Raw genomic sequence first — 14,779 nt, 5'->3', positions numbered from 1 at the left:
CCTGGCCCGGCGCTACAGCCAGCCGCGCCGTTTGAAGATCACGTACAGGATGACGCACACCCCCGCCATGAGGGAGATCGCGAACGGGTAGCCCAGGGCCCAGTGATACTCGGGCATGTGGTCGAAGTTCATCCCGTAGATGCCGCCCACCACGGTCGGCGCGAAGAGGATGGCCGCCCAGGCGGAGATCTTCTTGACCTCCTCGCCCTGCTGGATGCTGACCTCGGTCATCCTGGCCATCTCGGCGTTCTGCGCCTGGGTGACCAGGGTGGAGTTGACCACCAGGATGTCCTGGAGCTGCTGGCGGAAGGAGGCCACCCGCTCGTTGACCGTGATGGCGTGGTCGGCCACGTCGCGCAGGTAGCTCTGCAGCTCCTCGTCGACGCCGTACTTGTCGGCGCCGGCGATGAACCCGTCGATCAGCCGCACCAGCGGCGCGGTGGCCCGCTGGAACTCGATCACCTCGCGCGACAGCTCGTAGACGCGGCGGGACACGGCCGGGTCGCCGCCGAACACCTGGACCTCGATCTCCTCGATGTCCTCCTGCAGCCCTTTCACGACCGGCGCGTAGTCGTCGACCACCGCGTCCAGGATCGCGTACAGCACCGCCTGCGGGCCCTTGCGCAGCAGGTCGGGCTCCGACTCCATACGCCTGCGCACCACCTGAAGGTCGGGCGCCTCGGAGTGGCGGACGGTCAGCACGAAGTCGGGGCCGACGAACACGTTCAGCTCGCCGAAGGCCACCTCCTCCACCTCGTCCCGGTAGGTGGCCGCGCGCAGCACCACGAACAGGGTCTCGCCGTAGCGGTCGGCCTTGGGGCGCTGGGAGCCGACGATGGCGTCCTCGACGGCCAGCTCGTGCAGCTGGAACTCCTCCGCGAGCTTGACCAGCTCCCACTCCTTCGGCCGGTACAGGCCGATCCAGGCGAGCGCGCCGGGTTTGTCCTTCAGGCACTGGAAGGCGTCGGCCAGCGAACCGGGGTTGTCGATGGCGCGGCCGTCCTGGTAGATCGTGTTGTTGATGACCGTCGGACGGTAGGGCTGATCCTCGCTGGGCCGGGGGTCCATCGACTTCTCGGGAGCCGGCTCGCGTGTCAGCCTGCCGCGCCGGCGCCCTCTCGCCCTGGTCATGCCACCTCCTGTGTGTCGCTCCCCGTGTCGCTCCCTGTGTCGCTCCTAGGTCGCGAAGTCGTCGAGCTGTGCCATGGCGCGCTCGCGGATCATCTGCCGCCATCTCGGCGTCCACCCGAACAGCAACCCGTGCGGGCGGCCCAGCGCCATCTTGGACCAGCGTTTGAAGTCGAACTCCTCGTGGTGCCTGATGATCAGGTCGTCCTCGAACCGGAACATCGCCTCTATCTCGTTGACCACCTGCCGCCCCGTGCTGGGCATGCGGTAGCGGGCCGTCCAGCGGGCGGTGCCGGAGAAGTCGTCGGCCGTCGCCCCGTGGAACTCGGCCTTCATGCCGACGCCCCGGCTGAGCTGGAGCCGCCACATCGCCATCACCCTGTCGCGGCCCTCCAGCTCCTGGAAGACGGGATCGCCGAAGCTGACCTCGGGGTGGTAACAGCTCTCCATGGCCGCCGCATCAGCACGGCCGAGTGCCTCGTAGAAGGCGCTTATCAGCGCCACGTGCCGATCGTTCACTCTGCTATCGAATCATGGTCAGGCCGTTGTCCCAGCACACGGCCCTGAGCCAGTCGTCGCCGAGGCCGAGCCGGTCGAGGGCGTGCAGCTGGTGTGCGTACGGGTGGGGGATCGTCGGGAAGTCACTGCCGAGGACCACCTTCCCCGCCAGCCCGAGTTCACGCAGGGCGGGGCGGAGCCGGGCGGGAAAGGGCATGCCGAGCTCGGCGAAGTCGGTGAAAGCCATCGTGGTGTCCAGTGCCACCCGCTCGTAGCGCTCGGCCAGCGCGAAGAACGGATCGTACTCCGGCATGCCGAGATGGGCGATGATCACGCGCAGCCGGGGATGCGCGCGCAGCACCTCGCCGATCGGCTCGGCGCCGACGTACCCGCCGGGCACGGGCACCGAGCTGGCGTGCACCACCACGGGGACGCCGGCCTCGGCCAGCAGCCCCCAGATGCCGTCCAGCTCGGGCAGGCGCGGGTCGAAGTCGCCCACCTGGAGGTGCACCTTGAAGATCTTGGCCCCCTGGTCGAGGGCCTGCCGGACGTAGGCGGGGGCGCCGGGCTCGGGATAGAAGGTGGCCGAGGGCAGGCAGCCGGGCGTGCGGCCGGCGAAGCCGAGTGTCCAGGCGTTGAGGTCGGCCGCCATGCCGGGCTTGTGCGCGTACGCGAGCGCGGGGAAGGCCGTCACCCCCAGCTCCCGCAGCCGGGTCACGCGCTCGGCGACCGGCCACTCGTACTCGATCTTCCAGCCGCTGCCCATGAGGGGTCCGCCGTGGTGGAAATGGTGCCAGACCCGGCGTTCCATCCGCTCGGGCAGGAAATGCACGTGCAGGTCCACCAGGCCGGGCAGTCCGAGCGCCGCCCACCAGGCGCGCACCCCTTCATCAGAATCAAGTTCTGTGGCCACGACCGTGACTTTACCCGGATAGGGTTCCTAATCGATGGACAAGCTCTGGGCTCAGCTGATCGAGGCGCAACCTGACCCCGACCCCTGGGTCGTGGTCGTCTCCGCGCTGGTCGCGCTGGCGATCGTCACCTTCACCGTGCCCTGGCAGCTCACCAGAGGGCTGATCACGATCGCCCACGAGGGCGGCCACGCCGTCATGGCGCTGCTCACCCGGCGCAAGCTGGAGGGCATCCGGCTGCACTCCGACACCTCGGGCGTGACGCTGACCAGGGGCAGGCCCACCGGGCCCGGCATGGTGCTGACCGCGCTGGCGGGCTACCTGGCGCCGTCGCTGCTCGGGCTGGCCGCCGCCTGGCTGACCGACCAGGGGCACATCACGCTGCTGATCTGGGGGATGCTGCTCTTCCTGGTGTGCATGCTCCTGCTGATCCGCAACCTGTACGGCGCGCTCATCCTGCTGGCGTCGGGCGGGGCGGTGTTCGCGCTGTCGATGTACGCGCCCGGCGAGGTGCAGCAGATCGTGGCCTTCCTGGTGGTGTGGTTCCTGCTGTTCGGCGGCGTCCGGCCGATCCTGGAGCTGCAGCGCAAGCGGCGCAGGCGCCAGGCGCGCGACTCCGACGCCGACCAGCTGGCCCGGCTGACCCTCCTGCCCGGCGGGTTCTACGTGTTCTTCTTCCTGCTGGTGGCGGGGGCGTCCGTGGTCGGGGGCGCCTACCTGATGAACCCGCTCGCGTAAGTAAGCCGGTCAGACCACGTCCCGGGTGGACAGCTCGAACGGCCCGGTGTCGATCCCCCAGCTGCGGACGCGGCGCGCACGGATACGGATCCAGGCCGGGTCGAACGGCATGTTCGCGCCGATGCGCTCGCCCAGCTCGGCGCCGCCGGCGGTGTGCGTCTCCGCCAGCCCCCGGATCTCGATGCCGCGCGGCGTCCACGGGTCGACAGAGGCCAGGTCGTCCACGATGAACGCCACGTCGGGATGCCGCCGCGCGTCGCGGAACTTCTTGCTCTCGGACATGCCGGTGCCGGCGTGCCCCCCGATCACGACGCAGCCGGACTCCGGGTCGTAGAAGACGCCCACGGTGACCAGGTGCGGCCGCCCGCCGGGGCCCACGGTGGCGAGGCGGCCCAGCAGCTGGCCGTTCAGGTAGGCGATCTCGTTGGTCGTCATGCTCATGCCCCGAGTCTCGGCCCTGCGCTCACGGGGAGGGAGACCACGTCAGGACTGGCCCTGTCAGGGCCACCCTCGTGTCCCTCAGGTCATGAAGCAGGACGGCGCCGACGTGCTCGTTCAACGTGGGCGCGAGCCGTACCACCGGTTCAGGAGACGCCGCACGACGTCGCCGGCGCTCAGCCCGGGGGGAGCACCCTCAACGCCGCACACCCGCCCATCCTGCTCAGCTGATCGACCTGTCACCGAGGTCGGCTGTCATGGCCGCCTCCCGGCCGCGCTCGAACCCGGTCTCGTCGTAGAAGGAGGACGCGCCTGGCTTGGTGTCCCAGCGCTCGAACTCGGCGCGCACCGCCGCCTCGCGCCCGGCCAGCACCAGCTCACCCGCGCCGCCGGAGACCTCGTCGGCGACCTCCCGCACCCGGGCCCGCATCTTGTCGGCCAGGCCCTTGCCGAAGCCGCGGTAGAAGCCCCGCTGGTACAGCGTCCGCTTGCGGCGCAGCAGCTGCGCGGGCAGGCCGGGGTGCCTGGCCCGCTCGGCCCGCCAGGCGAGACCGAACCGCAGCTCCATCTGGATCAGCACCGAGGGCAGCAGGATCTTCAGCGACTTCAGCACCTCCACGGGACCGACGAGCCGCACGTGCGACACCCGGTCGCGCCGGCGTCCGCCCTCGTGGCAGCCCATGCAGCCGAGCGCGCTGATCACCAGCCAGACGGCCTCGGCCCGCTCGACGTGGTGCCCGCCGCTGGTGTCGATCGGCAGCCGCCACGTGCCGACGGGGCTCGCGGCGTCGCGGCGCACGGTGTCCGCGTCCAGCCCCATCCGGTAGAGGATCTTGGCCGCCAGGGCGGCCGCGCTCTCGGCCTCCTCGCGGTCGGATCCCTTGCCCTCGGCGATGTCGAGCAGCGCCCGCACCTGGTCGACGCCCCAGCTCTTCCGTTCCCCCACGACCTCACACCCTCTCATCCCGCTCCCCCGGCGCGCGGCGGACCGGTCGCGGCGGAGAATGTCGGCCGGAGGCCGTACCTTAGTGCGCGTGCCCGAGCAGCCCTTGACCCTCGACGCCGCGCTCAGCGATGAGGCGGTGCTGTCGACCTACCGCCGGATGTTCGCGGCGCTGGCCCGCGACAGCGGCGCGGTGGTCGACGACCCCGTGCTGGTCGACATCGCCGAGACGCTGTTCGCCGCGTTCGCCGACGCGGGCGAGGAGTGGCTGACGCACGAGCAGATGCGCCTGGCCTGCGGGGCCTATCCGGCCGACCAGTTCGACAACCGGCTGCGGGTGCTCAAGGGGCTGGGCGCGATCCGCGAGGTGTTCCCCAAGCCCAACCAGCTCCGTTACCGCGCGTCGTTCACCAGCGTGGTCGGCCTGATGTTCATCCGGCGGATGATGGACGACGGCGGCCAGTCGGAGATGCACCGGCTGCTCGCCCTCGAAGATCTCAACGTCGCCGACCCGCGCACCACGATGGAGGAGGCCCGGCAGAGCGCGGCCGGTCTGGCGCGGGCGTTCCGGCTGTGGGCGCTGGAGCTGATCACGCTCACCACCGGCACCATCGAGGAGCTGCGCGAGCAGGCGCCCAAGCTGTGGGGCACCGAGGAGATCGCCCGCCGCGCCCAGAGCGTCCACGGCACGATCCTGACCCGCTGGCCCGAGCTCGACCGGGTCTGCACCGACCTGCGGGCGGCGATCTACGCCTACAGCGACGCCTCCCGCCGCGCGGCCGGGCGGCTGGCCGACTCGGCCGGCACCACCCGCAACCTGACGCTGCTGCCGACGGAGACGTGGCGCACGTTCGCCCAGACGGCGACCAAGGAGCGGCTGGCCGCGGTGCTCGACGGGTTCGTGTTCGACGCCCCGGCGCCGTGGCACGATCCGGCGGCGATCGCCCGCGCCGTCGACGAGGCGCCGCGGCCGGCGCCCGCCCAGCCCACGCCGCCGCGCTCCACGCTGCCCGACCCGGGCCCCGACGGCTCGCTCGGCGCCGCGCGGGAGGCGGCCGTCGAGCGGCTGCGCGAGCTGGTCGAGTCCCTGCTGGGCGGGGAGTCGCGGGTGGCGCTGGCCGACGTGCTCGGCCCCGACTGGGCCACGGCCCGGCGGGTGCTCGCCGACCTGACGACCGTCGACCTGCGGCCGGAGCTGCCCTACCGGCTGGCCTGGTCGGACGGGCTGACGATCGACCCGTCCCGCGAGCCGTCCTGGCTCTCCCACGGCCACCTGGAGCGTACGCCGTGACCGCCGATCAGGCCGCGCACGCGCGGGCGCGCGCGCAAGGCCCGCTGCGGCTCGGGCCCGGCGCGCCGGCCCCCGCGGGCATGACCAGGCTGAGCGGCCCGGACTCCTCGGGGGTGGCGCTGCCCGTGTGGCCCGACGGGGTGACGCCGTCGCTGCTGGAGGAGCACCAGGTGCCGCCCATGCCAGTGGAGCGGGCCGGCGAGACCCGTCGGGTGCTGGCGGCGGTGCTCAAGTGCTGCTGGGCCGACCAGTCGGCCGACCCGTGGCCGGGCGAGCCGGCGCCGCTGGAGCGGGTGCTCGACACCTACCGCGCGCTGATCGGCCGCACCGACGACCTCATGCGCAACTGGGCCATCGGGGCGCTGCGCCGGCTGCACGACTCGGCGTGGGTGGTGGTGGCCGGCGGCATCGTCTCGCTCGGCCCGCGGTGCGCGCTGTGGCCTGTGGAGTCCCACGCGGTGCTGAAAGACCTGGTGCGCCGCATCCCCGAGCCGGAGCGCCGCGCCGTGCCGGTGGTCCCCGACGCGGGCCTGGTCGCCGCCGCCCTCCCGGAGCCCGCCGCTCCCGACCAGGGCGCGGGGAGCCGGGCGGAGCCGGGCGTGGCCGAGTTCGACGACCTGCTGAGCGGCTACGACGAGCGTCGCAGGGCCGAGCTGGTGTCCGCCTTCATGGTGGTGGAGCACGCCGCCGAGCCCGTGCAGGAGGCGAGGTTCGCCGCGCTGCGCGACCCGGCGCTGCGGCGCACCCTCACCGAGATGCTCGCCCGCCGCGGGCGCACGCTCGTCCAGCAGCGCGAGCGCTGGATCTCGGGTTACGCCGACGAGCTCGTACGCGACGAGCCGCCGGGAGGGGGGCCGGGCGAGAGCGAGCGGGCGGTGCTGACCCTGGTGCTGGTCCATTCGGTGGCCATCCCCCGCGCCGAGGGCCTCCTGCCCGAAGACTCGTGGCTGTCGCCGCACCCGGCCCCGGTCGACGAGTTGCGCCGCCACACCCAGCTCCCGATCGGCGAGCTGGAGTCGGCGCTGCGCGCGCTGCGCCACGCGGGGCTGGTGACCCAGGTCAAGGCGGGCGAGGAGGCCGGGGGTTACGTCCCCGGCCCGCAGTTCCACCGCCTCACGCCGGAGGCGCGCAGGCGGCTGCAGGAGGAGCTGATCCTCGCGGCGGGTCCCGACACGCCGCTGGCGGTGGCCGTACGAGCACGCAGGGCCGCCCGATGACCGGGGCGGCCGACCGAAGGAAACGGGGGTAGTGGTGGCGCAGGTGGAGAACGTCGTGGGAGATCGGGTGCTGGTCGCCGTGCAGGCGGTCAACATCTCCCGGCTGTCCACCCATCCGGTGCCCGTCGTGCCCGGCACGCTGATCGTCGTGGCGGGAGCGGGCCCCAAGGACTCCAACGGCGCCGGCAAGTCGTCGTTCATCGCGTCGATCACCGCGCTGCTCGGCGACGAGCAGTGGCGGTTCGCCTCGGGCGCCAAGACGGTGTCGGAGCTGCTGTTCAACGCGGAGCTGGCCAGCGGGGCGGGCGCGCGCCAGTGGGCGAGCGCCGGCCACGGCTACATCGTGGGCGTGTTCGCGCCCGCCGCCGGCAGCGAGAGCCTCGACGCCTACACGGTCGATCCGGGCGACGACGACGGCGAGCTGTTCGGGGTGGCCGGGCGGCCCGACGCGCCGCTGACCGTCTGGCTGCGGGTCAACCAGGAGGCTCCGCATCTGGAGATCCGCTGGCGGGAGGGGGTCCGGCTGGCGGCGGCGCCGTCGGAGGCCGAACGCGTGGCGCGGGCCGACGAGATCTGGGCGTCGCTGCCCCGTTCGGCGGGCCGGCGCGACGTCGTGGCCCGCGACCTCACCAAGGTCCTCTACGGCGACCGGGTGCGGTGCGTGTCGTTCCTGTCGACGAGCGTGCGCAGCAAGGTGGCGACCAACCTCCTGTCCCAGCCGCTCAACGAGATCTCGCCGGAGCGGGTGTTCGAGGCGATCGCGGCGCTGACCGGGCTCGACGCGGAGCTGGAGCAGGAGCGGGAGGCGCGGCGCGACGAGCACGCCAAGCGGGTGCGGGCGGCGCAGGCGGCGGAGCGGCTGGCCGAGTTCGAGACCGAGTCGCGGGCGCTGCTGTCCACGTTCGACCGGCGCGACCAGGCGAGGGTGGGCCTGGCCGGGGCGTTGCGGTGCTGGCAGGGGCGCCAGGCGCGCAAGCTGGCCGACGCGGCGGCCAAGGACTCCGCGCTGGCCGCCGAGCTGGCCGGGCACCGCGCGGCGGGAGAGACGGCGGCCGAGGCGATCGCCGAGGTCAAGGCGGAGATCGCCACGCTCAAGGACGACACGCTCGACCGGCGCGTCACCGAGGCGCGCAAGGAGCTGGCCGCCCTCCAGGCGCGGGCGGCCAAGCTCGACGCCGACCGTGCGGTCGCGGAGAACTCCGCCGACGAGCTGCGCGGCCGGATCCCGGCGCTGGAGGAGACACGCAGGTTCGCCGACGGGCGCGACGTGCCCGCGGCGGAGGGCGAGCTGCGCGAGTCCCGGCTGCGGCTCAACGAGGCGCTCAAGGCGCTGGGCGTGGCCGACCAGGAGGTGGCCTCGGCCCGCGCGGCGCTGGACGACGCCGAGGGCGGCCCTGCCGCCGCCCAGCTCGACGCACTCGCCGGGGCGGGTGTCCCGGCGTCCGGCCTGCTGGACGCCCTTGACGTCGCCGAACAGGCCCGCGACCACGCCACGAGCGCCCCGCCTTCGACCTCCGGCCGTGCGTCCGCCGGCGGCAGGACCGGCAGCCTGGCGGATGCCGCCGGCGTCACCGGCGGCGCGGCGGGAGGCGGGCTGGCGCTGGACGAGCTGCGCAACTGGCCCGGTGAGCACGCCGTGATCGTCGACGCCGGCCGGCTGACGGAGGCGGCCGAGGCGCTGCGCGAGCTGCCCGGGTCCGTGCTGGTCAGCGCGGCCGGGGTGAGCGTGGTGGGGGCGTTCGACGGGGTGGCGACCGGCAGGGAGGCCCGCATCAAGGCCGCCGAGCAGCGCCTCAACCGCGCCGTCGACTCTCAGGACACCGCCGCCGAGGCCGTGCGCGACGCCGAGGAGACGGTGACGCTGGCCCAGCGCAGGCTCGACGGGGCCAAGGCGGGCGTGCGGCTGGAGGAGCTGGAGCGGCGGCTGACCGGGCAGCGCGCCAGGCTCGGCGAGCTGGCCGCCGCGCTGGAGGAGCTGGCCCCAAGGGTCGCGGAGGCCGAGCGGGAGACCGCCGCGCTCGACTTCCGCGCCCGCACCAGAGACCTGGAGATCGAGCGGCTGGAGAGCCGCCGCCGGCAGCTCGACGGCGAGCGGGCGCGCGCCCGCGAGCAGGAGACGCGGGTCACGGCCGAGCGGGAGGCGCTGAAGCTCGGCGCGCTGACCGCCGAATGGGGCGGCACCGCCGAGTCGGCCGCCGAATGGCTGGGCGAGCTGCCCGAGGAGGAGCGCCCGCGCACCGCCGACGAGTGGTGGCGGGTCGCCGAGCGCCGGCTCGACCAGGCGCTGCGCGACACGTTCCCCGAGGAGGACGCGGAGGTGCCGGAGGAGCTGCGGTTCCTGCTGGCCGAGCGGGGCGGCAGCGCGGCGCGGGAGCAGGCGACGTTCGCGGGCGTGTGCGGCGCGCTCGCCTCCTACCTGCGCGGCCAGGAGGAGTACGAGAAGCACCAGCGCAGGCAGATCGAGGCGCAGCTGGTGTCGAGGCAACGTGACCTCGCGGCGGCCGACAAGGGCGCGGAGGAGGCGGCGCAGTCGACCGCCGTGCACCGGGCGGCGCTCTCGGCCGCCATCAAGGCCAGGCTGGAGCGGGTGGCCGAGGAGTTCGAGAAGCTCGACGTCTCGTACGGCGGCTACGGGGCGACGCTGGAGTTCCCGGTGCCGCCCGCGCCCGCGGACCCGGAGCAGCGCTGGCAGTGGCGGGTGACGCCGAAGTGGCGCCGCGGCGAGGGCCAGGGCTTCGTGCCCTACAACCGGCGGGCCAACACTGCCCTGATGGACGAGAAGGCGGTCAAGCTGGTGTGCGCGGCGGCCATCGCCTCGTCCGGGGGCGGCCACCTGTGCCTGGTGCTCGACGAGCTGGGCCGCAACCTGGGCAAGGAGCACCGGCGGGAGGCGGTGGCGCTGTTCCGGCGGATCGGCGAGACCTACGGCATCACGGTGATCGGGGCGCTGCAGGACGACATGGAGCCGTACGCCATCGACGCCTGCGGCCAGTACGTCAAGCTGCGCCGTTCCTCCGACGCGATGCCCTACAACGAGCCTCCGGTGATCGTCGGCCACGACCAGCACGCTGACCGGGTCAAGGCCCTGGCGGCCTACGTCGACAGGTCCGGCGAACAGCCCGGCTGAGCGCCGGAGCGGCCGGGTTCAGGGTCTGGGGATCGGCGGGCCGGTGTAGGAGGCGCGCAGCCGCAGGAGGGAACCTCGGGCGTACTCCTCCATGGCGTGGGCGAGCCAGCCGGCGGTCCTGGCGACGGCGAAGATCGCCTCGCCCGCGCCGGAGGTCATGCCGGCGACGGCGGCGAGGGTGGCGAGGCCGAAGTCGACGTTGGGCTCGGGGAGCCGTCGCCGGCGCGCCTCGGCCAGGACGGCTCGGGCGGCGGCGAGCCGGTCATGGCCGGGGGCGGCCTCCGTCACCAGGTCGAGGAGCGTGGTGGCGCGGGCGTCGCCGTTCTTGTAGACGGTGTGGCCGAAGCCGGGGATGCGCTCGCCGCGGCGGATCCGGTCGGCGATCACGCGGGGCGCGTCGGAGGGGCGGGTGACCTCGGCGAGGAGGCGTTCTGCGGCGTAGGAGGCGCCACCGTGCAGGGGGCCGCCCAGCACGCCCAGACCGGTGATGACGACGGCGTACGGGTCGGCCTTGGCGGAGGCGGCGACCCGCGCGGCCAGCGTGGAGGCGGCCAGCTCATGGTCGGCGAGCAGAACGAGCGCGGCTTCCAGTGCCCGGAGCAGGGACGGGCTCGGAGGGTGCGGCGTCAGGCGGGGCCACAGCCGCTCGGCGATCGAGCGAGGCACGGGACTGCTGCTCTCCGCGGCAGTGCCTGCTTCCGGCTCTCGCTGCCCGGCCCCCCGCCCGCGTTCCGGCACGGCCTGCCCAGCGTCGTCACCGAGCCACTCGACCTCGGGTCTGAGCCGCCCGCCCTCGTCACGGCGTCCCGGTCCGAACCCGCCGGACTCATCGCCCGACCCGGGTCTGAGCCGTCCCGGCGCGTCTCCCGACCTCGGTGCGGGCCGTCCCGGCTCATCTGCCCATCCCGGTGCGGGCCGGCTGAACTCATCGTCGGGCTCTGGCCTGGATGGGTCATGGGCGTCTGGTGGGCCCAGTACCGGGAGGGCGTCGACGAGGCCGGTGATGAGGCGGCGGGCGGTGGCGGTGACCGAGGGCGGGTCTAGCTGGAAGCGGAGCAGGTCGGTGGCGCCGAGGACGGTGGTGATGACCTGGAGGCGGTCGAGCGGGAGGAGCGACTCGGGGAGGCCGCGTTGCGCGGCGACGGCGGCCTGGACGGCATCCGCGTCGGCCTGCCAGGTGGGCGCCGTCCCGGGCTCCCGGTCGGGGGGATCGTCCCTTCCGACCCCGGAACGATCCTTCGTGACCGTGCCGGGGCTGTCGGCCGAGGGGCCGGGGGGGCTTTCTGGGCCGGCCGGGGAGGCGTGCTCGGTCCAGAGCCATTCGGCCGTCGCCTCGAAGCCGGCGGTGCGGGCGAGGGTGAGGGCGTCGTGGCCGCGGTAGTAGGGGCGGTCGGCCCCCAGAGCGGTGACGGCTGACTCGATGACCAGCTCGGGCGGCTGGCCCCGGGGCCTGCCCCGCCGGGCCAGGGTCTCGATCTCGGCGGCGTCGAAGAGGCTGCGGCGGCCCTCGTGGCGCCGCTTGAGCACCCCGCGGCTCACGTACGCGTACAGGGTGGCCCGTTTGACGCCCAGCCGGTCGGCGGCCGTGGCCGCGTCGATCCACTCCACACCCATCTCCACACGTTGATGAAAATCAATATTGATACACATTGAAGGAACATGTCAACGTTGCTGCATGCCCAAAGTTCACTTCCTTGACGTGACGAACCGGGACGGCGTGCAGACCGCGCGCACCGGCCTGTCGAAGTTCGGCAAGACCATGGTCAACTTCTATCTGGCCAGGCTCGGCGTGGCGCAGTCCGAGATCGGGTTCCCTTTCCTGTTCCACGAGGTCCCGTACGTGCGGGCGCAGGTGGCGCTGGCCGAGGCGGGGGCGTTCGGCGAGCTGCGGCTGTCCGGGTGGTGCCGGGGCGTGGCGGCGGACGTGGAGAAGGCGGCGCCGCTCGGTCTCAGGCACTACAACCTGTCGATCTCCACCAGCGACTACATGATCCAGAACAAGTTCCGCGGCCGGCTCGACCGGGGCGCGATCATCCGGGAGATGACCGCCGCGGTGCGCACCGCCAAGACGGCGGGCGCGCGGACCGTGGGGGTGAACGCCGAGGACGGGTCGCGGACCGACGACGGGTTCCTGGTGGAGTTCGCGCTGGCGGCGAAGGAGGCGGGCGCGGACCGGATCCGCTACTGCGACACGATCGGCGGCGACACGCCCGACCGGATCAGGGAGCGGTTCGCCAAGCTGGCCTCGGCGGTGGGGCTGCCGGTGGAGACGCACTGCCACAACGACCTCGGCATGGCGGTGGCCAACTCGGTGTCGGGCGCGCTCGGCGACCTCGACGCGGGCCAGGACGCGTGGATCAACACCTGCGTCAACGGCATCGGCGAGCGCTCCGGCAACGCCGACCTGCTGTCGACGATCCTGGCGTTCCGGCACGGCTTCGGGCTGGCCGCGGAGATCGGCGACGCGCTGGACCTGACGTGGGCCAGGAGGTTCGGGCTGTGGGCGGCCCACGCCTTCGGCCAGCCTCTCCCGTACAACCAGGTGGGGGTGGGGCGGAACGCGTTCGCGCACGAGAGCGGCATCCACGCCGACGGGGCGCTGAAGGACCACGGCAACTACGAGCTGTACGACGAGGCGACGCTGGGCCCGTTCCCGGAGGACTGGCACGCGCGCGACGGCCGGGTGGTGCTGACGGGCGAGTACGGCGGGAAGGCCGGGTTCCGGCACGTGATGGACGGGCTCGGGGCGGAGGTGGCGGACGAGGACCTGAGCTTCAAGCTGGTGCAGCTCTGCAACGCGATGACGGGCAGGCCGCTCACGGACGACGAGCTGCGCCTGATCGCGGCCTACCCGCGCGAGCTGTCCCTGCTCTTCCCCGGCCAGTTGTGACGGTCACGACACGGGGATGTCCTTCACCTCGCCCAGGTCGGCCGCCTCCAGGGTGATGGACGTGACGTCGTCGGCGGGCGCCGGATAGTACGCGTACGAGCGGTTGACCTCACCCTTCTCCAGGGCGAGCAAGGAGTTCTCGACGAACTCGGTGCGCATCTTGAGCGGGTGGTAGCGCGCCTGGGTCTCCGGATCCACCAGGATGAACGCGCCGTAGTCGGACGCGGCCGAGAAGTTGTGGGCGAACCCCTTGAACGGGTCGGGTATCGGGATGTAGTGGTCCTTCACCGACACCACGTCGAACACCGCCACCAGATAGGCCCCGTCACGGTAGAAGGGGTGGAAGTCCACCCGCAACCGGCCCTCGGAGCGCGGCCACTCCAGCGAACCGACGACCGGCCCCGCCTCGGCCCGGTAAGGGGCGGGCTCGCGGGTGGAGCCCCTGACGTCCGTCGCCGTCCCCGTGGTGACCGCGACGTCGGGCCGATCCCGCTTGATCGTGTACGAGATCTCGACCCGCCGGTTGCGGGCCCGGCCCTCGGGGTCGTCGCCGCCGTCCCGCTTCTCGTTCCTGGCGATCGGCTCGTTCTCGCCCTTGCCTTCGGCCTTGTACGTGTAGTCACCGCCGAGCTCGGCCACCAGGTAGTCGCGGACGGCCTCGGCACGCTCGACCGACAGCCGCTGGTTGTAGGTGCCGCCGCCCTTGCTGTCCGTGTGCCCTTCGATGAGGATGGGCGGCTTGTCCGGGTCGGCGCGCTCGCGGGTCTCCGCGACGGCCTCGTCCAGGATGGCCGCGGCCTTGTCCGACAGCGTCGCCTTGTCGAAGGCGAAGAGCACGTCGGTACGGAGCGCCACGGTCTCCTGGCCGCCTTCCTGGAACGTGGTCTTCTCCGGGGTCTCGACCAGCTCGTTCAGCCCGGACACCCCGGACCAGTGGTCGCCCTCGGGGAGCACCACCGGCCACTGGTGTTCCCCGCCCTCGCCGCGCTTCCTGGCCACGGGCGGCGGGGCTCCGTCGGTGACGGGGATGCCGGTGGTGGGGGCCATCGCCAGATCGGGTACGAGCGAGACGCTCTTCACGCCGCCGGGCAGCGGCGGGAAGTACACCTCGACCGGATAGCGCACGCCCGGCTGGAAATCCTCGGGATACCCGTCGCCGTGGCGGGTGCCGAACGCCCGCTCCCCGGACTTCTCCCGCAGCGTGAGGTACATCTCCCCGCCCACGGGGTCGAGCAGCCGGAACCTGCCGAAGGTGACGCTCTGTCCGGGGAGCCCGTCGTACCCGAACCCGCCTGGCGTCTTGGTGTCCTCCGTGGTCGAGATCTCCATCCTCAGCACGGTCAGCTCCTCGTGCCGTTCGACCGCACGGACCTCGACCCGGAACGGGTTGGACGCGTGGAACCCGACCAGGCCCTCGCGCACGTAACCGGCTCCGGAAACGGAGGCCGAAGGCGCGGCGGAGGGCGACACCGCAGTGGGCGACGCGGCGGCGGGAGAGGGCGACGGCGGGCCGGCCCGCTCGGGGGCACCGCCGCATCCCGCGACCGCGGTGACCAGGAGCACGGCTGTCAACCCGGCGCCACGCATACGATCAGACC

Annotated in this window: 12 protein-coding genes; 5 read left to right on the top strand and 7 right to left on the bottom strand. The window is 73.0% G+C overall.

The annotated features are described in order from the left end of the window. Positions 1-12: 12 nt before the first annotated feature. Genes ABD999_RS02365 through ABD999_RS02355 form a run of 3 tightly spaced genes read right to left on the bottom strand, consistent with a single transcriptional unit; the run spans position 13 to position 2,539 of the window. Positions 13-1,131 carry a magnesium and cobalt transport protein CorA gene (locus ABD999_RS02365; RefSeq protein WP_219545391.1) on the bottom strand — a complete coding sequence of 373 codons (1,119 nt, stop codon included), beginning with the start codon at positions 1,129-1,131 and terminating at the stop codon, positions 13-15. 45 nt (positions 1,132-1,176) lie between these two features. Then, positions 1,177-1,632, bottom strand: a complete 456-nt coding sequence (locus tag ABD999_RS02360; protein ID WP_261808437.1) for a nuclear transport factor 2 family protein — start codon at positions 1,630-1,632, stop codon at positions 1,177-1,179. 19 nt (positions 1,633-1,651) lie between these two features. After that, complete coding sequence (locus tag ABD999_RS02355; protein WP_261808436.1) at positions 1,652-2,539, bottom strand: amidohydrolase family protein; 888 nt, start codon at positions 2,537-2,539, stop codon at positions 1,652-1,654. Positions 2,540-2,573: 34 nt separating this feature from the next. Here ABD999_RS02355 and ABD999_RS02350 point away from each other — a divergent pair, with 34 nt between their 5' ends. Then, positions 2,574-3,275: a M50 family metallopeptidase gene (locus ABD999_RS02350; RefSeq protein ID WP_148030547.1), complete on the top strand. Its 702-nt coding sequence runs from the start codon at positions 2,574-2,576 to the stop codon at positions 3,273-3,275. 9 nt (positions 3,276-3,284) lie between these two features. Here ABD999_RS02350 and ABD999_RS02345 read toward each other — a convergent pair whose 3' ends face one another. Next, positions 3,285-3,716 carry a PPOX class F420-dependent oxidoreductase gene (locus tag ABD999_RS02345; RefSeq protein ID WP_271279046.1) on the bottom strand — a complete coding sequence of 144 codons (432 nt, stop codon included), beginning with the start codon at positions 3,714-3,716 and terminating at the stop codon, positions 3,285-3,287. Positions 3,717-3,936: 220 nt separating this feature from the next. After that, positions 3,937-4,659, bottom strand: coding sequence for a hypothetical protein (locus tag ABD999_RS02340; protein WP_271279045.1), 723 nt, complete (start codon positions 4,657-4,659; stop codon positions 3,937-3,939). Between the two features lie 88 nt (positions 4,660-4,747). Here ABD999_RS02340 and ABD999_RS02335 point away from each other — a divergent pair, with 88 nt between their 5' ends. The 3 genes from ABD999_RS02335 to ABD999_RS02325 are packed head-to-tail and all read left to right on the top strand — an operon-like array spanning position 4,748 to position 10,291. Continuing rightward, positions 4,748-5,947 (top strand): hypothetical protein, encoded by a 1,200-nt coding sequence (locus ABD999_RS02335; protein ID WP_345482531.1) that lies wholly within the window; start codon positions 4,748-4,750, stop codon positions 5,945-5,947. Further along, the gene (locus ABD999_RS02330; RefSeq protein ID WP_261808434.1) at positions 5,944-7,164 is read left to right on the top strand and encodes a helix-turn-helix domain-containing protein; all 1,221 of its coding nucleotides are present in this window, start codon (positions 5,944-5,946) and stop codon (positions 7,162-7,164) included. The genes ABD999_RS02335 and ABD999_RS02330 overlap by 4 nt, the downstream gene beginning before the upstream one ends. Before the next feature lie 43 nt (positions 7,165-7,207). After that, complete coding sequence (locus ABD999_RS02325) at positions 7,208-10,291, top strand: chromosome partitioning protein ParA (RefSeq protein ID WP_271279226.1); 3,084 nt, start codon at positions 7,208-7,210, stop codon at positions 10,289-10,291. Between the two features lie 18 nt (positions 10,292-10,309). Here ABD999_RS02325 and ABD999_RS02320 read toward each other — a convergent pair whose 3' ends face one another. Then, positions 10,310-11,905: a citrate synthase gene (locus ABD999_RS02320; protein WP_271279227.1), complete on the bottom strand. Its 1,596-nt coding sequence runs from the start codon at positions 11,903-11,905 to the stop codon at positions 10,310-10,312. Between the two features lie 61 nt (positions 11,906-11,966). Here ABD999_RS02320 and ABD999_RS02315 point away from each other — a divergent pair, with 61 nt between their 5' ends. Beyond that, entirely contained in the window at positions 11,967-13,181 is a 1,215-nt protein-coding gene (locus tag ABD999_RS02315) for a LeuA family protein (protein WP_271279228.1), read from the top strand. Between the two features lie 3 nt (positions 13,182-13,184). On the opposite strand, the gene ABD999_RS02310 is transcribed toward ABD999_RS02315, so the two are convergent. Beyond that, positions 13,185-14,744, bottom strand: a complete 1,560-nt coding sequence (locus ABD999_RS02310; RefSeq protein ID WP_271279234.1) for an OmpA family protein — start codon at positions 14,742-14,744, stop codon at positions 13,185-13,187. Positions 14,745-14,779: the final 35 nt, after the last annotated feature.

Origin of the sequence: Nonomuraea ferruginea (genome assembly GCF_039540635.1) — a bacterium.
In the GTDB taxonomy this organism is placed as follows: domain Bacteria; phylum Actinomycetota; class Actinomycetes; order Streptosporangiales; family Streptosporangiaceae; genus Nonomuraea; species Nonomuraea ferruginea.
The sequence above is the reverse complement of the archived record's forward strand: the minus strand, read 5'-3'. Positions and strand labels throughout refer to the sequence as shown.